At 62.3% G+C, this 19238-nt stretch carries 25 protein-coding genes; 14 read left to right on the forward strand and 11 right to left on the reverse strand.

The features are described from left to right. Positions 1-1440, forward strand: a complete 1440-nt coding sequence (gene tldD, locus GEV39_RS04355) for a metalloprotease TldD (protein WP_173887679.1) — start codon at positions 1-3, stop codon at positions 1438-1440. Positions 1441-1554: 114 nt separating this feature from the next. Here the strand turns inward: tldD and yjgA are convergent, their stop codons facing one another. Next, on the reverse strand, positions 1555-2076 hold the full coding sequence (gene yjgA / locus GEV39_RS04360; protein WP_009683052.1) for a ribosome biogenesis factor YjgA: 522 nt from the start codon (positions 2074-2076) through the stop codon (positions 1555-1557). Positions 2077-2184: 108 nt separating this feature from the next. On the opposite strand from yjgA, the gene pmbA reads away from it, so the two are divergent. The 5 genes from pmbA (at position 2185) to GEV39_RS25925 (ending at position 6382) form a co-directional block, all read left to right on the forward strand. Beyond that, the gene (pmbA, locus tag GEV39_RS04365) at positions 2185-3531 is read left to right on the forward strand and encodes a metalloprotease PmbA (RefSeq protein WP_173887680.1); all 1347 of its coding nucleotides are present in this window, start codon (positions 2185-2187) and stop codon (positions 3529-3531) included. Between the two features lie 229 nt (positions 3532-3760). Next, on the forward strand, positions 3761-4162 hold the full coding sequence (locus tag GEV39_RS04370) for a FagA protein (protein WP_173887681.1): 402 nt from the start codon (positions 3761-3763) through the stop codon (positions 4160-4162). After that, the gene (locus GEV39_RS04375; protein ID WP_173887682.1) at positions 4155-5531 is read left to right on the forward strand and encodes a class II fumarate hydratase; all 1377 of its coding nucleotides are present in this window, start codon (positions 4155-4157) and stop codon (positions 5529-5531) included. The genes GEV39_RS04370 and GEV39_RS04375 overlap by 8 nt, the downstream gene beginning before the upstream one ends. A 105-nt stretch (positions 5532-5636) precedes the next feature. Beyond that, positions 5637-6248, forward strand: coding sequence for a superoxide dismutase (locus GEV39_RS04380; RefSeq protein WP_173891649.1), 612 nt, complete (start codon positions 5637-5639; stop codon positions 6246-6248). Positions 6249-6259: 11 nt separating this feature from the next. Next, a complete protein-coding gene (locus tag GEV39_RS25925; protein WP_283246104.1) occupies positions 6260-6382 on the forward strand; it encodes a hypothetical protein in 123 nt (40 codons plus the stop codon). A gap of 84 nt (positions 6383-6466) precedes the next feature. Here the strand turns inward: GEV39_RS25925 and GEV39_RS04385 are convergent, their stop codons facing one another. From GEV39_RS04385 to GEV39_RS04430, 10 genes are all read right to left on the reverse strand, one after another. Beyond that, positions 6467-6739: an HPr family phosphocarrier protein gene (locus GEV39_RS04385; RefSeq protein ID WP_173887683.1), complete on the reverse strand. Its 273-nt coding sequence runs from the start codon at positions 6737-6739 to the stop codon at positions 6467-6469. 19 nt (positions 6740-6758) lie between these two features. After that, entirely contained in the window at positions 6759-7613 is an 855-nt protein-coding gene (gene rapZ, locus GEV39_RS04390; protein ID WP_009683042.1) for an RNase adapter RapZ, read from the reverse strand. 2 nt (positions 7614-7615) lie between these two features. After that, positions 7616-8080, reverse strand: a complete 465-nt coding sequence (gene ptsN, locus GEV39_RS04395; protein WP_173887684.1) for a PTS IIA-like nitrogen regulatory protein PtsN — start codon at positions 8078-8080, stop codon at positions 7616-7618. Positions 8081-8092: 12 nt separating this feature from the next. Further along, on the reverse strand, positions 8093-8401 hold the full coding sequence (gene hpf, locus GEV39_RS04400) for a ribosome hibernation-promoting factor, HPF/YfiA family (protein ID WP_003255135.1): 309 nt from the start codon (positions 8399-8401) through the stop codon (positions 8093-8095). A gap of 79 nt (positions 8402-8480) precedes the next feature. Next, positions 8481-9974 (reverse strand): RNA polymerase factor sigma-54, encoded by a 1494-nt coding sequence (locus GEV39_RS04405; protein WP_173887685.1) that lies wholly within the window; start codon positions 9972-9974, stop codon positions 8481-8483. Positions 9975-10146: 172 nt separating this feature from the next. Continuing rightward, a complete protein-coding gene (gene lptB, locus GEV39_RS04410) occupies positions 10147-10872 on the reverse strand; it encodes an LPS export ABC transporter ATP-binding protein (RefSeq protein WP_010952146.1) in 726 nt (241 codons plus the stop codon). Then, positions 10873-11397, reverse strand: a complete 525-nt coding sequence (gene lptA / locus GEV39_RS04415; RefSeq protein WP_029887549.1) for a lipopolysaccharide transport periplasmic protein LptA — start codon at positions 11395-11397, stop codon at positions 10873-10875. It abuts the gene before it with no gap. Further along, positions 11384-11956 (reverse strand): LPS export ABC transporter periplasmic protein LptC, encoded by a 573-nt coding sequence (lptC, locus tag GEV39_RS04420; protein ID WP_173887686.1) that lies wholly within the window; start codon positions 11954-11956, stop codon positions 11384-11386. The genes lptA and lptC overlap by 14 nt, the downstream gene beginning before the upstream one ends. A gap of 8 nt (positions 11957-11964) precedes the next feature. After that, positions 11965-12489 (reverse strand): KdsC family phosphatase, encoded by a 525-nt coding sequence (locus GEV39_RS04425; RefSeq protein WP_173887687.1) that lies wholly within the window; start codon positions 12487-12489, stop codon positions 11965-11967. Then, positions 12489-13469 carry a KpsF/GutQ family sugar-phosphate isomerase gene (locus tag GEV39_RS04430; protein ID WP_173891650.1) on the reverse strand — a complete coding sequence of 327 codons (981 nt, stop codon included), beginning with the start codon at positions 13467-13469 and terminating at the stop codon, positions 12489-12491. The genes GEV39_RS04425 and GEV39_RS04430 overlap by 1 nt, the downstream gene beginning before the upstream one ends. Positions 13470-13710: 241 nt before the next feature. On the opposite strand from GEV39_RS04430, the gene GEV39_RS04435 reads away from it, so the two are divergent. The 8 genes from GEV39_RS04435 to hisG all read left to right on the forward strand — a co-directional run bounded on the left by GEV39_RS04435 (position 13711) and on the right by hisG (position 19131). Further along, positions 13711-14520 (forward strand): ATP-binding cassette domain-containing protein, encoded by an 810-nt coding sequence (locus GEV39_RS04435; RefSeq protein ID WP_009683032.1) that lies wholly within the window; start codon positions 13711-13713, stop codon positions 14518-14520. After that, the gene (gene mlaE / locus GEV39_RS04440) at positions 14520-15317 is read left to right on the forward strand and encodes a lipid asymmetry maintenance ABC transporter permease subunit MlaE (protein ID WP_173887688.1); all 798 of its coding nucleotides are present in this window, start codon (positions 14520-14522) and stop codon (positions 15315-15317) included. Before GEV39_RS04435 ends, mlaE begins: the two co-directional genes overlap by 1 nt. Beyond that, positions 15317-15802, forward strand: coding sequence for an outer membrane lipid asymmetry maintenance protein MlaD (gene mlaD / locus GEV39_RS04445; RefSeq protein ID WP_009683030.1), 486 nt, complete (start codon positions 15317-15319; stop codon positions 15800-15802). Before mlaE ends, mlaD begins: the two co-directional genes overlap by 1 nt. A 9-nt stretch (positions 15803-15811) precedes the next feature. Beyond that, positions 15812-16459, forward strand: a complete 648-nt coding sequence (locus tag GEV39_RS04450) for an MlaC/ttg2D family ABC transporter substrate-binding protein (protein WP_173887689.1) — start codon at positions 15812-15814, stop codon at positions 16457-16459. Then, entirely contained in the window at positions 16456-16758 is a 303-nt protein-coding gene (locus GEV39_RS04455) for an STAS domain-containing protein (RefSeq protein ID WP_009683028.1), read from the forward strand. Before GEV39_RS04450 ends, GEV39_RS04455 begins: the two co-directional genes overlap by 4 nt. A gap of 117 nt (positions 16759-16875) precedes the next feature. Further along, complete coding sequence (locus GEV39_RS04460) at positions 16876-17115, forward strand: BolA family protein (protein ID WP_003255121.1); 240 nt, start codon at positions 16876-16878, stop codon at positions 17113-17115. 23 nt (positions 17116-17138) lie between these two features. Next, on the forward strand, positions 17139-18404 hold the full coding sequence (gene murA, locus GEV39_RS04465; protein ID WP_009683027.1) for a UDP-N-acetylglucosamine 1-carboxyvinyltransferase: 1266 nt from the start codon (positions 17139-17141) through the stop codon (positions 18402-18404). A gap of 91 nt (positions 18405-18495) precedes the next feature. After that, entirely contained in the window at positions 18496-19131 is a 636-nt protein-coding gene (hisG, locus tag GEV39_RS04470) for an ATP phosphoribosyltransferase (protein ID WP_009683026.1), read from the forward strand. Positions 19132-19238: the final 107 nt, after the last annotated feature.

Consider the following 19238-nt stretch of genomic DNA (forward strand, 5'->3'; position numbering starts at 1 on the left):
ATGAGCCAGATGTTATCCACCGTCAGTGAGCAGCTCCTGGCCCCAGGCGGCTTGACCCTGGACAGCCTGCAAAGCGTGCTCGGTGAATTGGCCGGCCCCGGCATCGACGCTGCCGACCTGTATTTCCAGGGCCAGATTTCGGAAACCTGGGCGCTGGAAGACGGCATCGTCAAAGAGGGCAGCTTCAACCTCGACCAGGGCGTGGGCGTGCGTGCCCAGTCCGGTGAAAAGACCGGCTTCGCCTACAGCAATGCCATCAACCTTGAAGCGCTGACGTCGGCCGCGCGCGCCGCCCGTTCGATTTCCCGCGCCGGGCAGAACGGCACCGTGCAGGCCTTCCACAGCCCATCAGTGACCGCCCTGTATGCGGCAGACAACCCGCTCGATGTGCTCAGCCGTGCCGAAAAGGTCGAATTGCTCAAGCGTGTCGATGCCGCGACCCGCGCGCTTGACCCACGTATCCAGCAGGTCAGCGTGAGCATGGCCGGGGTCTGGGAGCGCATTCTCATCGCTGCAGCGGACGGCAGCCTGGCTGCAGATGTGCGGCCGCTGGTGCGTTTCAATGTAAGCGTCATCGTTGAGCAGAACGGTCGTCGCGAACGCGGCGGGCAGGGTGGTGGCGGGCGTACCGACTACCGTTTCTTCACCGAAGAGCGGGTCATGGGCTATGCCCGTGAGGCGCTGCGCCAGGCGCTGGTGAACCTCGAAGCGATCCCGGCGCCGGCCGGCACCTTGCCAGTGGTGCTGGGCTCGGGATGGTCGGGCGTGCTGCTGCACGAGGCGGTCGGCCACGGCCTGGAAGGTGACTTCAACCGCAAGGGCAGCTCGGCGTTCAGTGGCCGGATTGGCGAGAAAGTGGCGTCGAGCCTGTGCACCATCGTCGATGACGGCACCCTGGAAGGCCGCCGCGGTTCGCTGAGCGTGGATGACGAAGGTACGCCGACCGAGTGCACCACCCTGATCGAGAACGGTGTGCTCAAGGGCTACATGCAGGACAAGCTGAACGCGCGACTGATGGGCATGGCAGTGACCGGCAATGGTCGCCGCGAATCCTACGCGCACTTGCCGATGCCACGCATGACCAACACCTACATGCGTGCCGGCGAAAGCGACCCGCAAGAAATCATCGCCTCGGTGAAGAAGGGCATCTACTGCGCCAACCTCGGGGGTGGCCAGGTGGACATCACCAGCGGCAAGTTCGTGTTCTCGACCAGCGAGGCCTACCTGATCGAAGACGGCAAGATTACCGCGCCGGTGAAAGGTGCGACCTTGATTGGCAATGGTCCGGAGGCGATGAGCCGGGTGTCGATGGTCGGCAACGACCTGGCGCTGGACAGCGGGGTAGGGACGTGCGGCAAGGACGGGCAGTCGGTGCCGGTCGGGGTCGGGCAGCCGACCCTGAAGCTGGATGCGATTACCGTGGGCGGTACCGGCGCGTGACGGCCTTGGGGGTCGTTGTGGGAGCGGGCTTGCCCGCCAGCACCGGCGAAGCCGGTGCCAAGCACCGCGTCGCCTGCTTCGCGGGCACGCCCGCTCCCACAGGGTCCCAGCCTGTCAGCGCAACCCGCGCTGCAACTCGTCGAGGTCGCGGATGTACTTGAACACCTTGCGCGCGGCGGCCGGCGGTTTGTTCCGCGCCTTCTCGTGCTGGGCATGGCGCACCAGCGAACGCAGTTGCTGGCGATCGGTGTCGGGGTATTCGTTGACGAAGCGTTCAAGGTCTTCGTCGTTACCGTCGATCAGCCGGTCGCGCCAGCGCTCCAGGCCGTGGAAGCGTTCGTTGTACTGGCGAGTGGAGCTGTCCATCTGCTCAAGCAGGGCATGGATGGCATCCAGGTCCTGCACGCGCATCAGCTTGCCGACGAACGACATGTGGCGTTTACGCGCACCATGAGCAGTGTGCTTGCTGGCCTCGGCCAGGGCCTTGCGCAGCTCGTCGGTCAACGGCAGGCGGGCCAGGGTATCGGCCTTGAGCGTAGTCAGGCGCTCGCCGAGTTCGACCAGCGCATGCAGCTCGCGCTTGATCTGGGTTTTGCTTTTTTCGCCGTCGAAGGCGTCGTCGTTTGAATCAACCATGGTGGCAGTCCGCTAGAAATCGCCGCCATGATAACCAGTCGGGGGCCGCTTGTCCGGCCCGGTCGTAGAATGACCCTCGCCGAACGCAGAATTTGAGTGGAGAGAACCATGAGTGCAGTCCAGAGCGTAGGTCCGAAAGACCTGCCAGCATTGCAAGAGCAGGTCGAGGCGATCATCGCCGAAGCGCGCCGCCAAGGGGCCAGTGCCTGCGAAGTGGCCGTGTCGCTGGAGCAGGGCCTGTCCACCACGGTACGTCAGCGCGAGGTCGAAACGGTTGAATTCAACCGCGACCAGGGCTTTGGCATCACCCTCTATGTTGGCCAGCGCAAAGGCTCGGCCAGTACCTCGGCCAGTGGCCCGGAGGCGATCCGGGAAACCGTCGCCGCAGCGCTGGCCATTGCCAGGCACACCTCCGAGGACGATTGTTCGGGCCTGGCGGACGCAGCGTTGATGGCCCGGGAAATCCCTGACCTGGACCTGTATCATGACTGGGCTCTCGAGCCCGAGAAAGCCATCGAGATGGCGCTGGCTTGCGAAGCGGCGGCGTTCGATGCCGACCCGCGCATCCTCAATGCCGATGGCACCACCCTCAACACCCACCAGGGCTGCCGCGTGTACGGCAACAGCCACGGTTTCATCGGTGCTTACGCCTCGACCCGGCACAGCCTGAGCTGCGTGATGATCGCTGAAGGCGACGGGCAGATGCAGCGCGATTACTGGTATGACGTCAACCGCCAGGGCGACCTGCTGGCCGACCCGCGCAGCATTGGCGTGCGTGCCGCGCAGCGGGCCGCCAGCCGCCTCGGCGCGCGGCCGGTGTCAACCTGCGAAGTGCCGGTGCTGTTTTCGGCAGAACTGGCAGGGGGGTTGTTCGGCAGCTTCCTGTCGGCGATCTCTGGCGGCAATCTGTACCGCAAGTCGTCGTTCCTTGAAGGCAGCATTGGCCAGCGCCTGTTCCCGTCCTGGCTGACACTCGACGAGCGGCCGCACATTCCGCGCGCGCTGGCCAGTGCAGCGTTCGACGCCGACGGCTTGGCGACCTATGCCAAACCGTTCGTCGACAAAGGCGAGCTGGTGTCGTATCTGCTGGGTACCTATTCGGGGCGCAAGCTGGGCTTGCCCAGCACGGCCAACGCGGGGGGTGTACACAACCTGTTCGTCAGCCACGGCGTCGAGGACCAGGCTGCCCTGATCCGGCGTATGGGGCGTGGGCTGTTGGTGACCGAGCTGATGGGCCATGGCCTGAACATGGTGACGGGTGATTACTCCCGAGGCGCAGCGGGTTTCTGGGTCGAGAATGGTGAAATCCAGCATGCGGTGCAGGAAGTGACGATTGCCGGCAACATGAAGGATATGTTCCAGCAGATTGTCGCGATTGGTAGCGATCTTGAAACACGCAGCAATATCCACACTGGGTCGGTGCTGATCGAGCGGATGACTGTGGCAGGTAGCTGATTCATTGCCTGTACCGGCCCATTCGCGGGCTCGCCCGCTCCCACAGCTTGAAGCCTATGCAATCCCCTGTGGGAGCGGGCAAGCCCGCGAAGAGGCCGGTACAGGCAATAAAGAATTTCAGTGGAATACAAGACCCGGCCCTCGCGCCGGGTTTTTTCTTTCATCAGCTCCCCTTGAAGTGATTCTATTTATCAATTAATAATGAATATCATTATCCAGTAACTCGGCGATGATGTTCATGAATTCCGTCCTCCGCGAACTGCCCTACCTGGAAAACTGGCGCTGGCTCAGCCGCCGGATCCGCTGCGCGCTCGAACCTGACGAGCCGCGCCTGATCGAGCACTACCTGGCCGAAGGCCGTTACTTGGTGTGCTGTACCGAAACCTCGCCATGGACGGTGGCGTTGACCTCCTTCCGCCTGCTGCTCGACACCGCCTGCGACCGCATGTTGCCCTGGCACTGGCGCTGCCTGTGCCTGGACCAGGCCTGGCGGCCGTTGCTGGACCTGCGCAACCTCGACCGCCAGGCCCAGAACCAGCGTTGGCAGCCCTACGCCATGCAGTTGGCCAATTGCAGCCTGCTGCCGTCGATTTCTCCCGATGAACTGATGCAAGGATTTGATGATGAGTGATACCCGTATCGAGCGCGACAGCATGGGTGAATTGCAGGTGCCGGCCCAAGCCCTGTACGGCGCCCAGACCCAGCGCGCGGTCGACAACTTCCCGATCAGCGGCCAGCGCATGCCGGCACAGTTCATCCGTGCCTTGCTGCTGGCCAAAGCGGCTGCGGCCAAGGCCAACGTAGAGCTGGAGCAGCTGTCCGCCGCCCAGGGGCAGGCCATCGTCAAGGCGGTGGAACACTTGCTGGCGCAAGACTACATCCAGCACTTCCCGGTCGACGTGTTTCAGACAGGCTCGGGCACCAGCTCGAACATGAACGCGAACGAGGTGATCGCCACCCTGGCCAGCCGTGTGCTCGGCGAGCCGGTCAATGCCAACGACCACGTCAATTGCGGCCAGAGCAGCAATGACATCATTCCCACCACCATTCACGTCAGCGCTGCCCTCGCCGTACATGAGCAGCTGTTGCCTGCCCTGGCGCACCTGGTGAAGGTGAGCGAGGCCAAGTCCAGGCAGGTGCATCAGTACGTGAAAACCGGCCGTACCCACCTGATGGATGCGATGCCCGTGCGCCTGAGCCAGGTGCTGGACGGTTGGGCAGCGCAGATCGAGGGGGCCAAGGCGCACCTCGAAGCCACCCTGCCAAGCCTGCAGGCGCTGGCCCAGGGCGGCACCGCAGTGGGCACCGGCATCAATGCCCACCCGCAGTTCGCTGCCGCTTTCGCGCGCCAGCTCAGCGGCCTGACCCAGGTCCAGTTCACGCCGGGGCACAACCTGTTTGCCTTGATCGGTTCGCAGGATACCGCCGTAGCCCTGTCCGGCCAGCTCAAGACCACAGCTGTGGCACTGATGAAGATTGCCAACGACCTGCGCTGGATGAACTCGGGCCCTCTGGCCGGCCTTGGGGAAATCGAACTGCAAGGTCTGCAGCCAGGCTCTTCGATCATGCCAGGCAAGGTCAACCCGGTGATCCCGGAGGCTACGGCCATGGTCGCCGCCCAGGTCATCGGCAACGACACCACCATCGCCGTGGCTGGGCAGTCGGGCAACTTCGAACTGAACGTGATGTTGCCGCTGATCGCACGCAACCTGCTGGAGAGCATCGAGTTGATGGCCAACGTCAGCCGCCTGCTGGCCGACAAAGCCATTGCCAGCTTCAAGGTCAACGAGGGCAAGCTGAAGGAGGCGCTGGCGCGCAACCCGATCCTGGTCACTGCACTGAACCCGATCATCGGCTACCTGAAGGCTGCTGAAATTGCCAAGACCGCTTACCAGCAAGGCCGCCCGATCATTGATGTAGCCCTGGAGCACACCGACCTGTCGCGGGACCAGCTGGAAACGCTGCTAGACCCGGAAAAACTCACCGCTGGCGGCATATGACCCTGCGTCACCGTTCAGAAGGCAACCGTGCCGCACTGGACCCGCACCACGGGAGCCGCCAACCGCCTGTTCGAACATGCCTACAAGCCTATGGAATTCACTGACATGTCCCATACCTTGCCTGCTTTGCCTTACGCCTACGACGCGCTGGAGCCGCACATCGACGCGCAGACCATGGAGATCCACCACACCAGGCACCATCAGACCTACGTCAACGGCCTGAATGCCGCCGTCGAAGGCACCGAGTGGGCTGAGTGGCCGGTCGAAAAACTGGTTGCTGCGGTTGCGCGCTTGCCGGCGCAGCTGCGTGGCGCCGTGACCAACCACGGTGGCGGTCACGCCAACCACAGCCTGTTCTGGACCGTGATGTCGCCGCAGGGCGGCGGTGAGCCCACGGGCGAGCTGGCACTAGCCATCACCACGCAACTGGGCGGTTTCGACGCCTTCAAGGAGGCCTTCACCAAGGCCGCCCTGACCCGCTTCGGCAGCGGCTGGGCCTGGCTCAGTGTAACGCCGGAAAAAAAACTGGTCGTGGAAAGCAGCGGCAACCAGGACAGCCCGCTGATGCATGGCAATACGCCCATTCTCGGGTTGGACGTGTGGGAGCATGCGTATTACCTGAAATACCAGAACCGGCGGCCGGAATACATTGGTGCCTTCTACAACGTCATCGACTGGGCGCAAGTCCAACGCCGTTATCTCGACGCCCTGAAGTGAGTCGGAGCGGTATGCGCTCGCAGATCATGTCGGTCAGTAGTGTGCGCCTGTTTCGCCAGGCGCTGGGGGCCTTGCTGTTGCTGGCGGGTACCGCGCTGCTGGCGGCGCGCGGTGTTGCCTGGCTGTTCACCTAGACATTTTTGCACATGTGAAATCGAGCGCTGCGCGGGCGGCGCTCGATTTCACATGCGCTGAACACTCAAGTTGCAGCGGGAAGCTTATTCGCCTTCGTCGAAGTAGTTGTTGATCAACTCGACCAGCGCGTCCATGGCATCGTTTTCCTGCTCACCCTGGGTATGCAGGTGCACTTGGGTGCCCTTGCCAGCCGCCAGCATCATCACGGCCATGATGCTTTTGCCGTCTACCAGCTTGTCCGGCGCGCGGCCGACCCGCACCTGGCAGGGAAAGCGGCCGGCCACGCCGACGAACTTCGCTGCCGCCCGGGCATGCAGGCCCAGCTTGTTGATGATGGTGATTTCGCGGGCGGGCATCGTGGGGCGGATCCTTGGGCTAGAGGTCGCGGTGGCGGACCTGGACGTTTTTCAGGGACTGTTGCAGCAACTGGCCGAGACGTTCGGTGATGTACACCGAACGATGGTGGCCGCCGGTGCAGCCAATGGCAATGGTCACGTAGGCACGGTTACTGGCTGCGAAGCGGGGGAGCCACTTGAGCAGGTAGCTGGAAATATCGTTGAACATGTCTTCGACGTCCGGCTGCGCGGCCAGGTAGTCGATCACTGGCTGTTCCAGGCCGGAGTGCTCACGCAATTCGGGCTTCCAGTAGGGGTTGGGCAGGCAGCGTACGTCGAACACCAAATCGGCATCGACCGGCATGCCGCGTTTGAAGCCGAATGACTCGACCAGGAATGCGGTACCAGGCTCGGGCTTGTTGAGCAGGCGCAACTTGATGGTGTCACGCAACTGGTAGAGGTTCAGGCTGGTGGTGTCGATCTTCAGGTCGGCCAGGTCGGCAATCGGCCCCAGCAGCTCGCTCTCCACGCGGATGGCCTCTGCCAGCGAGCGGTCGGCGTTGGTCAGCGGGTGGCGGCGGCGGGTTTCTGAAAACCGCTTGAGCAAGGTATCTTCATCGGCATCCAGGTACAGCACATCGCACTGGATGTGGCGGGCACGGGCGTCGGCTAGCAGCTCGGGGAAGCGCGACAGGTGGCTGGGCAGGTTGCGGGCGTCGATCGACACTGCCACTTTCGGCTGCAGCAGTTCGGTGTTGATCAGTGCATTTTCCGCGAGCTGCGGCAGCAGCCCGGCGGGCAGGTTGTCAATGCAATAGAAACCGTTGTCTTCCAGGACATCGAGGGCGGTGCTCTTGCCGGAGCCGGACCGGCCGCTGACGATGATCAGGCGCATGTTCAGTGCTCGTTCTGTACGTCCAGGACAACCTGGTACAAGGCCTCGTTGCTGGGGGCCGAACGCAGGCGATCACGCACGTCCTTGCGGTCGAGCATGCTGGCGATCTGGCGCAGCAGTTCCAGGTGGGCATCGGTGGCGGCTTCAGGGACCAGCAGGACGAACAGCAAGTCTACCGGCGCGCCATCGATGGCATCGTAATCGATGGGTGCTTCCAGGTGCAGCAGGGCGCTGACTGGCGCGGAGCAGCCTTCAAGCCGGCAGTGCGGAATGGCGATGCCATTGCCGAAACCGGTTGAACCGAGTTTTTCCCGGGCGACCAGCTTTTCGAAGACAACTTGCATCTCCAGTTCCGGCACTTGTTCGGCGATGATGGTGGCGACCTTTTCCAGGGCGCGCTTCTTACTGCCGCCCGGCACGTTCACGAGGGAACGGCCGGGGGTCAGGATGGTTTCAAGTCGGATCATGGATGAGGGGGATCAGCGGGCAGCTGCACCTTGCAGCAGGCTTTGCTGTTTTTCCTTGTGTTTTTTCAGTTGGCGGTCGAGCTTGTCGGCCAAGGCGTCGATCGCTGCATACATATCTTCGTGTTCGGCGTTTGCTACCACTTCGCCGCCGGGAATCTGCAGGGTCGCCTCGACCTTCTGCTGCAGTTTCTCGACCTTCATGATGACCTGCACGTTGGTGATCTTGTCGAAGTGACTTTCCACGCGGGCGAGCTTTTCAAGCACGTAATCGCGCAGTGGCTGGGTGACTTCTACATGCTGTCCACTGATATTGACTTGCATACAGCTTCTCCTTTGTTGCCCGTGCATAAAGAGGCAGGTCTTGCACCTGCCCCGCAAACGCTATGGCAGAGCCCAGGGGCTACATCAGTCGCTTGCGCTCACTCGACGGTGCGATGCCGAGAGACTCGCGGTACTTGGCGACGGTGCGGCGGGCCACCTGGATGCCTTGTGCCTCCAGTAAACCAGCGATCTTGCTGTCACTCAATGGCTTTTTCTGATTTTCCGCTGCAACCAGTTTCTTGATGATCGCGCGGATCGCTGTAGACGAGCATTCTCCGCCTTCGGAGGTGCTGACGTGGCTGGAGAAAAAGTATTTCAGTTCGTAGATGCCGCGGGGCGTGTGCATGTATTTCTGCGTGGTCACCCGGGAAATGGTCGACTCGTGCATGCCCACCGCTTCGGCAATGTCATGCAGCACCAGCGGTTTCATCGCTTCGTCGCCATGATCGAGGAAGCCGCGCTGGTGCTCGACGATCTGCGTGGCGACTTTCATCAGGGTCTCGTTGCGGCTTTGCAGGCTCTTGATGAACCAGCGCGCCTCCTGAAGCTGGTTGCGCATGAAGGTGTTGTCGGCACTGGTATCGGCGCGGCGCACGAAGCCGGCGTATTGCGCGTTCACGCGCAGGCGCGGGATGGCCTCCTGGTTCAGCTCCACCAGCCAGCGGTCGCTGTCCTTGCGCACGATCACGTCCGGTACCACGTACTCGGGCTCGCTGGACTCGATCTGCGAACCCGGGCGCGGGTTGAGGCTTTGCACCAGTTCGATCACCTGACGCAGTTCGTCTTCCTTGATTTTCATGCGCCGCATGAGCTGGCTGTAGTCGCGGCTGCCGAGCAAATCGATGAAATCGCTGACCAGGCGTTTCGCCTCGTTCAGCCACGGCGTGCTGGCAGGCAGTTGGCGCAGTTGCAGCAACAGGCACTCGCCAAGGGTGCGTGCCGCGACGCCTGCCGGTTCGAACTGCTGAATGCGGTGCAGCACCGCTTCGACTTCGTCCAGCTCGATATCCAGCTCCGGGTCGAAGCCAGCGCAGATTTCTTCGAGGGTGTCTTCCAGGTAGCCCTGGCCGTTGATGCTGTCGATCAGGGTCACGGCGATCAGGCGGTCGGTATCCGACATCGGCGCCAGGTTCAGTTGCCACAGCAGGTGGCTTTGCAGGCTTTCGCCGGCCGATGTCCGCGTGGTGAAGTCCCACTCGTCGTCATCGTTGCTCGGCAGGCTGCTGGCGCTGGTCTGGTAGATGTCTTCCCAGGCGGTGTCGACCGGCAGCTCGTTGGGGATGCGCTCGCTCCATTCACCGTCTTCGAGGTTGTCGGCACTGACCGTGCTTTCCTGGAAGCTGTTGTCCTGAACTTCGGTGGCCGGCTTGTTCTCGGCGTTGTCGGCCATCGGGTCGCTGTTGTCGAAGTCGTCGCCGTCTTCCTGACGTTCGAGCATCGGGTTCGACTCCAGCGCTTCCTGAATTTCCTGTTGGAGGTCCAGGGTGGAGAGCTGGAGCAGGCGGATGGCCTGTTGCAACTGCGGTGTCATCGTCAGTTGCTGGCCCATTTTTAGGACGAGCGATGGTTTCATGGCTGGGGCTTAATACCTTGTTCGCCGGCGCGCATGCGCCATCCACTACACGAGGGCGCCGGGGCGCCAGATCAAGCAAGTTTTATGCCTTAAATTGTAGCGTTTGCCTAGAGTACGTAACAATTTTAACCCTGAGTGCAGGGCAGGTTGCAGTACCCCAGGCAGGAGTGGGTCAGAGCCGGAACTCGTGGCCCAGGTAAACCTCTTTGACCAGTTCGTTGGCCAGGATGGTTTCGGCGTCGCCTTCGGCGATCAGCCGGCCATCGTTGACGATGTAGGCGGTCTCGCAGATATCCAGGGTTTCGCGCACGTTGTGGTCCGTGATCAGCACACCGATACCCTTGGCCTTGAGGTGGTGGATGATCTGCTTGATGTCGCCGACCGAGATCGGGTCAACGCCGGCGAAGGGTTCGTCCAGCAGGATGAACTTGGGCGCGGTCGCCAGGGCGCGGGCGATCTCGACACGGCGGCGTTCGCCACCGGACAGGCTCATGCCGAGGTTGTCGCGGATGTGGCTGATGTGGAACTCCTGCAGCAGGCTTTCCAGCTCCTTGCGCCGGCCATCGCGGTCGAGGTCCTTGCGGGTTTCGAGGATGGCCATGATGTTGTCTGCCACCGAAAGCTTGCGGAAGATCGAGGCTTCCTGCGGCAGGTAGCCGATGCCGGCGCGCGCACGGCCGTGCATGGGCTGGTGGCTGACATCGAGGTTGTCGATCAGGACACGACCCTGCTCGGCCTGGACCAGGCCGACGATCATATAGAAGCAGGTGGTCTTGCCGGCACCGTTCGGGCCGAGCAATCCGACGATCTGGCCGCTGTCGATCGACAGGCTGACATCACGTACGACCTGGCGCCCCTTGTAGCTTTTGGCCAGGTGCTGGGCTTTTAGGGTTGCCATTTACTCGGCCTTCTTCTTGGGCTGGATCACCATGTCGATGCGCTGACGTGGCTGGGTCACGTTACCGCCACGGCCGGCGGTAGCCACCTGCGACTTGGTGTTGTAGACGATCTTCTCGCCCTCGGTGGTGTTGCCCTCGTTCTCGACCTTGGCGCGGTCGGTAAGGATCACGGTGTCTTTTTGCGCCTGGTACTGGATGGTCACTGCCCAGCCCTTCATCTTGTCGGGCTTGGCGGCGCTCTGCTGCTGCTCGAAGTAGGCCAGGTTGCCAACCGAAGTCACCACGTCGATGTCGCCGTTGGCGGCGCGCGTCATGGTCACGGTATTGCCTTTGATCATCATCGAGCCTTGAGTGATGATCACGTCACCGGTGTACGTCGCGACACCCTGCTTGTCGTCCAGATGCGCGTTGTCGGCCTGGATGCGGATAGGCTGGTCACGGTCATTCGGCAGGGCGAAGGCGCTCGCGCTTCCCAGTGCTGCGCTCAGGCTGAGCAAAAGGGGGAGGGTTTTAACGAGCCTCATACTGTCCTCTTACGTTAGAGAGCAAGTCCATCTTGCCTTCTTTCAAATACGCTTTCATGCCCTTGCCCGTGGTTGTGCCACCGGCGCCGTCGATTCTAACGGCTTGCTCGGTCTGCGCATATTGCTTCTGCGGGAATACGGTCATGCGTGAGCTGGTGATGATGGTGTCGCGCTGTTTTTCGTCGGTGCGGGCAACACGGACCTGGTTGATCAGTTCGACCTCGTTGCCGTCCGGGCTGACCTCGGCGCGCTCGCTCTGAACATGCCACGGGTATTCGGTGCCGCGGTAAAGGCGCAGGTCAGGCGTGGTCACCAAGGTAACTTCAGTCGCCTTGACGTGCTCGACCTTGTCGGCGGTCATTTCGTACTGCAATTTGCCGTCCGGCAAGAACTGCACACTATGGGCGTTGATCGCATAGTAGTCGATGGCGCTTTCATCGACCTGGGCCACAGGCTGGTCGAGGAAGCTTTCAGGGCTGACATTCCAGTAGCCAATGGCAGCGAGCACGGCAGCTATCACTGCCAGCAGCGCAATATTGCGGACTTTCTTGCTGAACATGGGCGGCCTTACAAGTAGTTGGCGTTGGCAGCGTCCAGGGTGCCCTGGGCCTGCATGATCAGTTCGCAGAACTCGCGGGCAGCGCCTTCGCCGCCGCGTGCCTGGGTCACGCCGTGGGCATGCTGGCGAACGAAGGGCGCAGCGTTGGCCACTGCCATGCCCAGGCCAACGCGGCGAATCACCGGCAGGTCGGGCAGGTCGTCGCCGAGGTAGGCGACCTGTTCATAGCTTAGGCCGAGTTCGCCCAGCAGGCCGTCAAGTACCACCAATTTGTCTTCGCGGCCCTGAAACAGGTGCGCGATACCCAGGTTCGCAGCACGGCGCTCGACCACCGGGGTCTTGCGCCCGCTGATGATGGCCGTGGCCACGCCCGACGCCATTAGCATCTTGATGCCCTGGCCGTCGAGGGTGTTGAAGGTCTTGAATTCGCTGCCGTCTTCGAGAAAGTACAGGCGGCCATCGGTCAGCACGCCGTCGACATCGAACACGGCCAGCTTGATGGCCTGGCCACGTTGCATGAGATTCTGGCTCATCACATAACTCCTGCACGCAACAGGTCGTGCATGTTCAGGGCACCTGTCGGCCGGTCGTCCGGATCGACGACCACCAGTGCGTTGATCTTGTGGTCTTCCATGATTTTAAGGGCCTCGGCGGCGAGCATTTCGGCCCGGGCAGTTTTGCCATGTACGGTCATGACCTGGTCGATCAAGGTGGTATGCACGTCGATATTGCGATCCAGGCTGCGGCGCAGGTCGCCATCGGTGAAGATCCCGGCCAGCTTGCCGTCAGCCTCGAGCACTGCGGTCATGCCCAGCCCTTTGTGCGACATCTCCAGCAGGGCATCCTTGAGCAGCGTGCCGCGCAGCACCTTGGGCAACTGGTCACCGCTGTGCATCACATGCTCGACCTTCAGCAACAGCCGCCGCCCCAGGGCGCCGCCAGGGTGTGAGAAGGCGAAGTCTTCGGCAGTGAACCCGCGCGCTTCGAGCAGGGCAATGGCCAACGCGTCACCCAGCACCAGTGCCGCAGTGGTCGATGAGGTAGGGGCAAGGTTCAGCGGGCAGGCCTCCTGTGCGACCCGGGCATCGAGGTTCACCTCTGCTGCCTGGGCCAGGGTGGAATCCGGGTTGCCGGTAAGGCTGATGAGCGTGATGCCCAGGCGCTTGATCAGCGGCAGCAGCGTGACGATCTCGGCCGTGCTGCCTGAGTTGGACAGCGCCAGGATGATATCGTTGCCGGTGATCATGCCCATGTCGCCATGGCTGGCTTCAGCCGGGTGCACGAAAAACGCGGGGGTGCCGGTGCTGGCGAGGGTAGCGGCAATCTTGTTGCCGATATGCCCCGACTTGCCCATGCCGAGCACCACGACGCGGCCCTGGCTGGCCAGGATCAGTTCGCAGGCTTTGACGAAATGCTTGTCGATGCGCGCCAGCAGGCCCTCGACGGCCTCGAGTTCCAGGCGCACGGTGCGCTGTGCGGATTGAATCAGCTCGCTGGATTGGCTCATGTCAATTAAGCACTGCCTGATGAAAAGGCGGCGATTATAGCCGCAATCCAAGAAACCCTCACCTTTTCCATTTGCCTTGCAACGGTCGCCAAACCCTGTCTCAGAGCTGAACGGGGCGTGCATGGCCTTGGGGGCGCGTGCGCAGCGGTGCTATAGTTCGCCGCTATTCGGCCTGCCAAGGGCGCGTGTGCCTTCCGCATGGAAGTTGGCGTCCATAAGGACGAGGCTGCATCAGCAAGGAGTCTAGATGAGTGTGGATAGCGCCTACGCGGTGGAATTGAAGGGTGTTACCTTCAAGCGCGGTTCGCGTAGCATTTTCAGCAACGTCGACATTCGCATCCCGCGCGGCAAGGTCACCGGCATCATGGGGCCATCGGGTTGCGGCAAGACCACGTTGCTTCGCCTGATGGGCGCGCAGCTGCGCCCCGCCAGTGGTGAGGTATGGGTCGCCGGGCAGAACCTGCCGACGCTGTCGCGCAGCGACCTGTTCGACGCCCGCAAGCAGATGGGCGTGCTGTTTCAGAGCGGCGCGCTGTTCACCGACCTCGATGTGTTCGAGAACGTCGCGTTTCCGCTGCGCGTGCATACCCAGCTTGCCGACGACATGATTCGTGACATCGTCTTGATGAAACTGCAGGCCGTGGGACTTCGTGGGGCCATCGACCTGATGCCCGATGAGCTGTCCGGTGGCATGAAGCGTCGTGTGGCGCTGGCCCGGGCGATCGCCCTGGACCCGCAGATCCTCATGTACGACGAGCCGTTCGTCGGGCAGGACCCTATTGCCATGGGGGTGCTGGTGCGCTTGATCCGCCTGCTCAACGATGCCTTGGGCATTACCAGCATCGTGGTGTCCCATGACCTCGCAGAGACCGCCAGCATCGCCGACTACATCTATGTGGTGGGCGATGGCCAGGTGCTGGGGCAGGGTACCCCCGATGAGCTGATGGGCTCGGACAACCCGCGGATCCGCCAGTTCATGAAAGGCGACCCGGATGGCCCGGTGCCGTTCCATTTCCCTGCGCCTGACTACAGCGCCGACCTGCTGGGGGCGCGTTGATGCGCAGAAAATCATTACTCGAACGTGTCCGGCTGCTGGGCCGCTCGGCCATCGATGTGGTGGCGGTACTCGGGCGTTCCTGCCTGTTCCTGTTCCATGCCCTGGTCGGGCGCGGCGGCATTGGCGGTGGCTTCCAGCTGCTGACCAGGCAACTGTACTCGGTCGGCGTGCTGTCGCTGGCGATCGTCGTCGTGTCCGGGGTGTTCATCGGCATGGTGCTGGCACTGCAGGGCTACAGCATCCTCACCAAGTATGGCTCCGAGCAGGCCGTGGGCCAGATGGTGGCCCTGACCCTGTTGCGCGAGCTTGGGCCGGTGGTCACGGCTTTGCTGTTCGCAGGCCGTGCCGGTTCTGCACTGACTGCCGAAATCGGCAACATGAAGTCCACCGAGCAGTTGTCCAGCCTGGAGATGATCGGCGTCGACCCGCTCAAGTACATCGTGGCGCCACGCTTGTGGGCCGGTTTCATCTCGTTGCCGCTGCTGGCGCTGATCTTCAGTGTGGTCGGTATCTGGGGGGGCTCGTGGGTCGCCGTGGACTGGCTGGGCGTATACGAGGGCTCGTTCTGGGCCAACATGCAGAACAGTGTTTCGTTCACCGACGACGTGCTCAACGGGTTGATCAAGAGCCTAGTGTTCGCATTCGTCGCGACCTGGATCGCCGTATTCCAGGGGTACGACTGTGAGCCCACTTCAGAAGGGATCAGCCGTGCAACCACCAAGACCGTGGTCTATGCCTCGTTGGCAGTGCTGGGTCTGGACTTTATTCTGACCGCCTTGATGTTTGGAGATTTCTGATGCAAAACCGCACCCTGGAAATCGGTGTCGGCCTGTTCCTGCTGGCCGGGATCCTGGCGCTGCTGCTGCTGGCCCTGCGTGTCAGCGGGCTGTCGGCCAGCCCGAGCAGCGATACCTATAAAGTTTATGCCTATTTCGACAATATCGCCGGTTTGACGGTCAGAGCCAAGGTGACCATGGCGGGCGTGACCATCGGCAAGGTCACCGCCATCGATCTGGACCGTGATTCCTACACCGGTCGGGTGACCCTGCAGCTGGACAAGTCGGTGGACAACCTGCCGACCGACTCCACTGCCTCGATCCTGACCGCCGGTCTGCTTGGCGAGAAGTACATCGGTATCAGCGTGGGCGGTGAGGAAGACGTGCTCAAGGATGGCTCGACCATTCACGACACCCAGTCTGCCCTGGTGCTGGAAGACCTGATAGGCAAGTTCCTGCTCAACTCCGTTGGCAAGGAACCGAAAGAAGCGCAACCGGCTAATTGAGGAGTTTCCATGATTTCGATCTTGCGACGTGGCCTGCTGGTGTTGCTGGCGGCTTTCCCCCTGATGACCTTGGCCGCGCAGTCCCCGCATGACGTGGTTCAAAGCACCACCACGCAGCTGCTGGGTGAACTCAAGGCCAACAAAGAGCAGTACAAGGCCAACCCTCAAGCGTTCTACGACACCCTTGACCGGATTCTCGCGCCGGTGGTCGATGCCGACGGTATCTCCCGCAGCATCATGACCGTCAAGTACTCGCGCAAGGCCACCCCCGAGCAGATGCAGCGCTTCCAGGAAAACTTCAAGCGCAGCCTGTTCCAGTTCTACGGCAATGCGTTGCTGGAGTACAACAACCAGGGCATCGTCGTCGACCCGGCCAAGGCCGATGATGGCAAGCGCGCTTCGGTCGGTATGAAGGTCACCGGTAACAATGGCGCCGTGTACCCGGTGCAGTACACCCTGGAAAACCTGGGTGGCGAGTGGAAGGTGCGTAACGTCATCGTCAACGGCATCAACATCGGCAAGCTGTTCCGTGACCAGTTCGCCGACGCCATGCAGCGCAACGGCAACAACCTGGACAAGACCATCGACGGCTGGGCCGGCGAAGTGGCCAAGGCCAAGCAGACCGCCGACAACTCGCCAGAAAAGGCGGTGAAATGAGTGAGGCCGCGGTAAGCATGGCTGAGCCGGGCGTGCTGAGCCTGTCCGGCGTGCTGGACTATCGCAGTGGGCCGCAGTTGCGCAAGCAAGGCAAGGCGCTGATCACTGCCAGCCGGGATGCGCAGTTGGTGCTCGATTGCTCGGGCGTGCTGCGCTCCACCAGTGTCGGCCTGTCGTTGCTGCTGTCGTTCATGCGCGATGCCCAGGCAGCCGGCAAGGCCTGCCGGGTGCGGGGCATGCCCGACGACATGCGGGAAATTGCCGAGGTCTACGACCTCGATCAAGTGCTGGCGACCTGATGGCCCGGCACGGATGACGGCCCCTCGGTCAGCGAAGCCTTCGTTGGGCTTCGCAGGCGAGGGGCTTTTTTGTATGATGGCCGACCCGTGCGCATCGGGCGCCGATTGAGGTTGAGCATGCAGGCCGTAGAAGTTAAAAGCTTCCTTGAAGAGAAATTGCCGGGTTCCCGGGTCGAAGTTGAAGGCGAAGGCTGCAACTTCCAGTTGAACGTGATCAGCGACGAGTTGGCTGGCCTGAGCCCAGTCAAACGCCAGCAGGCTATCTATGCTCATCTGAATCCGTGGATCGCCAATGGCAGCATCCATGCGGTAACCATGAAATTTTTCAGCAGCGCAGCCTGGGCTGAGCGCACCTGAGCCAACTTGGCGGCGAGATTCCAATGGACAAACTGATTATTACTGGCGGCGCTCGCCTTGACGGCGAGATCCGTATTTCGGGCGCGAAGAACGCAGCCCTGCCGATTCTGGCGGCGACCCTGCTGGCCGATGGCCCGGTCACCGTAGGCAACCTGCCGCACCTGCACGACATCACCACCATGATCGAGCTGTTCGGCCGCATGGGCATTGAGCCTGTGATCGACGAAAAGCTGGCGGTGGAAATCGACCCGCGCACCATCAAGACCCTGGTCGCGCCTTACGAGCTGGTCAAGACCATGCGCGCCTCGATCCTGGTGCTGGGGCCGATGGTCGCCCGCTTCGGCGAGGCCGAGGTGGCGCTGCCTGGCGGTTGCGCGATTGGTTCGCGCCCGGTCGACCTGCACATCCGTGGCCTGGAGGCCATGGGTGCGAAGATCGAGGTCGAAGCCGGCTACATCAAGGCCAAGGCGCCTGAGGGCGGCCTGCGCGGTGCGCATTTCTTCTTCGACACCGTCAGCGTGACCGGTACCGAAAACATCATGATGGCCGCAGCGCTGGCCAAAGGCCGCAGCGTGCTGCAGAACGCTGCGCGTGAGCCGGAGGTGGTCGACCTGGCCAACTTCATCAACGCCATGGGCGGCAAGGTGCAAGGTGCCGGTACCGACACCATCACCATCGATGGCGTCGAGCGCCTGGCGTCGGCCAGCTACCGCGTGATGCCGGACCGGATCGAGACCGGTACCTACCTGGTTGCCGCTGCCGTGACCGGTGGCCGCGTCAAGGTCAAGGATACCGACCCGACCATCCTTGAAGCCGTGCTGGAAAAGCTCAAGGAAGCCGGCGCCGAGATCACCACCGGTGAAGACTGGATCGAGCTCGACATGCAGGGCAAGCGGCCGAAAGCCGTGAACCTGCGTACTGCACCGTACCCGGCCTTCCCGACCGACATGCAGGCGCAGTTCATCTCGCTGAACGCCATTGCCGAAGGCACCGGTGCCGTCATCGAAACCATCTTCGAAAACCGCTTCATGCACGTGTACGAAATGCACCGCATGGGTGCGCAGATCCAGGTCGAAGGCAACACCGCGATCGTCACCGGTGTACCGGCCCTCAAAGGCGCCCCGGTCATGGCCACCGACCTGCGCGCTTCGGCCAGCCTGGTGCTCTCGGCGCTGGTGGCCGAAGGTGACACGCTGATCGACCGCATCTACCACATTGACCGTGGCTACGAGTGCATCGAAGAAAAACTGCAGATGCTCGGCGCGAAAATCCGCCGCGTACCGGGCTGATCGCCCTCTGGTGCAAGGACGCACCATTCGAATTGAAAGCGGCCAGGTCCATGACCTGGCCAGCAGTAGCCGCTTAAGGACCGACGTTCCAATGTTGACCATCGCGCTTTCCAAAGGCCGTATTCTCGACGATACCTTGCCGTTGCTGGCCGAGGCCGGCATCGTGCCGACCGAGAACCCGGACAAGAGCCGCAAACTGATCATCCCTACCACGCAGGACGACGTACGCCTGCTGATCGTGCGTGCTACCGACGTGCCGACCTATGTCGAGCATGGTGCTGCCGACCTGGGTGTGGCCGGCAAGGACGTGCTGATGGAGTACGGCGGCCAGGGCCTGTACGAGCCACTGGACCTGCAGATTGCCCGCTGCAAACTGATGACCGCAGGCGTGGTCGGCGCCCCTGAGCCCAAGGGCCGCCTGCGCGTGGCCACCAAGTTCGTCAACGTCGCCAAGCGTTACTACGCCGAACAGGGCCGCCAGGTCGACATCATCAAGCTGTACGGCTCGATGGAGCTGGCACCGCTGATCAACCTCGCCGACAAGATCATCGACGTGGTAGACACCGGCAACACCCTGCGGGCCAATGGCCTGGAACCCCAGGAAATGATCGCCACGATCAGCTCGCGCCTGGTGGTCAACAAGGCTTCCATGAAGATGCAGCACGCCCGCATCCAGAGCCTTATCGACACGCTGCGCGCGGCGGTCGAATCGCGACACCGCGGTTAATTCCCTACCGATTGCGCGCGGCCGTTGTTGCCGCGCCCATCTATCCGCGTCATAGCCACTTTTCTCGGGTGCCCGCGCGGATGGACTGGTAGCCTAGGGCGCCTGAG

Source organism: Pseudomonas sp. NY5710, from assembly GCF_013305665.1.
GTDB classification, from domain to species: domain Bacteria; phylum Pseudomonadota; class Gammaproteobacteria; order Pseudomonadales; family Pseudomonadaceae; genus Aquipseudomonas; species Aquipseudomonas juntendi.

What these genes read in the sequence shown, in the direction of transcription:
- murA (WP_009683027.1), top strand. Translation starts at nt 17,139, where the DNA reads ATGGACAAACTGATTATTACTGGCGGCGCTCGCCTTGACGGCGAGATC.
- GEV39_RS04380 (WP_173891649.1), top strand. Translation starts at nt 5,637, where the DNA reads ATGTCCCATACCTTGCCTGCTTTGCCTTACGCCTACGACGCGCTGGAG.
- GEV39_RS04455 (WP_009683028.1), top strand. Translation starts at nt 16,456, where the DNA reads ATGAGTGAGGCCGCGGTAAGCATGGCTGAGCCGGGCGTGCTGAGCCTG.
- mlaE (WP_173887688.1), top strand. Translation starts at nt 14,520, where the DNA reads ATGCGCAGAAAATCATTACTCGAACGTGTCCGGCTGCTGGGCCGCTCG.
- pmbA (WP_173887680.1), top strand. Translation starts at nt 2,185, where the DNA reads ATGAGTGCAGTCCAGAGCGTAGGTCCGAAAGACCTGCCAGCATTGCAA.
- GEV39_RS04405 (WP_173887685.1), bottom strand. Translation starts at nt 9,974, where the DNA reads ATGAAACCATCGCTCGTCCTAAAAATGGGCCAGCAACTGACGATGACA.
- GEV39_RS04425 (WP_173887687.1), bottom strand. Translation starts at nt 12,489, where the DNA reads ATGAGCCAGAATCTCATGCAACGTGGCCAGGCCATCAAGCTGGCCGTG.
- lptB (WP_010952146.1), bottom strand. Translation starts at nt 10,872, where the DNA reads ATGGCAACCCTAAAAGCCCAGCACCTGGCCAAAAGCTACAAGGGGCGC.
- GEV39_RS25925 (WP_283246104.1), top strand. Translation starts at nt 6,260, where the DNA reads ATGCGCTCGCAGATCATGTCGGTCAGTAGTGTGCGCCTGTTTCGCCAG.
- GEV39_RS04460 (WP_003255121.1), top strand. Translation starts at nt 16,876, where the DNA reads ATGCAGGCCGTAGAAGTTAAAAGCTTCCTTGAAGAGAAATTGCCGGGT.
- yjgA (WP_009683052.1), bottom strand. Translation starts at nt 2,076, where the DNA reads ATGGTTGATTCAAACGACGACGCCTTCGACGGCGAAAAAAGCAAAACC.
- GEV39_RS04385 (WP_173887683.1), bottom strand. Translation starts at nt 6,739, where the DNA reads ATGCCCGCCCGCGAAATCACCATCATCAACAAGCTGGGCCTGCATGCC.
- GEV39_RS04435 (WP_009683032.1), top strand. Translation starts at nt 13,711, where the DNA reads ATGAGTGTGGATAGCGCCTACGCGGTGGAATTGAAGGGTGTTACCTTC.
- lptC (WP_173887686.1), bottom strand. Translation starts at nt 11,956, where the DNA reads ATGTTCAGCAAGAAAGTCCGCAATATTGCGCTGCTGGCAGTGATAGCT.
- tldD (WP_173887679.1), top strand. Translation starts at nt 1, where the DNA reads ATGAGCCAGATGTTATCCACCGTCAGTGAGCAGCTCCTGGCCCCAGGC.
- mlaD (WP_009683030.1), top strand. Translation starts at nt 15,317, where the DNA reads ATGCAAAACCGCACCCTGGAAATCGGTGTCGGCCTGTTCCTGCTGGCC.
- hisG (WP_009683026.1), top strand. Translation starts at nt 18,496, where the DNA reads ATGTTGACCATCGCGCTTTCCAAAGGCCGTATTCTCGACGATACCTTG.
- ptsN (WP_173887684.1), bottom strand. Translation starts at nt 8,080, where the DNA reads ATGATCCGACTTGAAACCATCCTGACCCCCGGCCGTTCCCTCGTGAAC.
- GEV39_RS04450 (WP_173887689.1), top strand. Translation starts at nt 15,812, where the DNA reads ATGATTTCGATCTTGCGACGTGGCCTGCTGGTGTTGCTGGCGGCTTTC.
- lptA (WP_029887549.1), bottom strand. Translation starts at nt 11,397, where the DNA reads ATGAGGCTCGTTAAAACCCTCCCCCTTTTGCTCAGCCTGAGCGCAGCA.
- GEV39_RS04370 (WP_173887681.1), top strand. Translation starts at nt 3,761, where the DNA reads ATGATGTTCATGAATTCCGTCCTCCGCGAACTGCCCTACCTGGAAAAC.
- GEV39_RS04375 (WP_173887682.1), top strand. Translation starts at nt 4,155, where the DNA reads ATGAGTGATACCCGTATCGAGCGCGACAGCATGGGTGAATTGCAGGTG.
- hpf (WP_003255135.1), bottom strand. Translation starts at nt 8,401, where the DNA reads ATGCAAGTCAATATCAGTGGACAGCATGTAGAAGTCACCCAGCCACTG.
- rapZ (WP_009683042.1), bottom strand. Translation starts at nt 7,613, where the DNA reads ATGCGCCTGATCATCGTCAGCGGCCGGTCCGGCTCCGGCAAGAGCACC.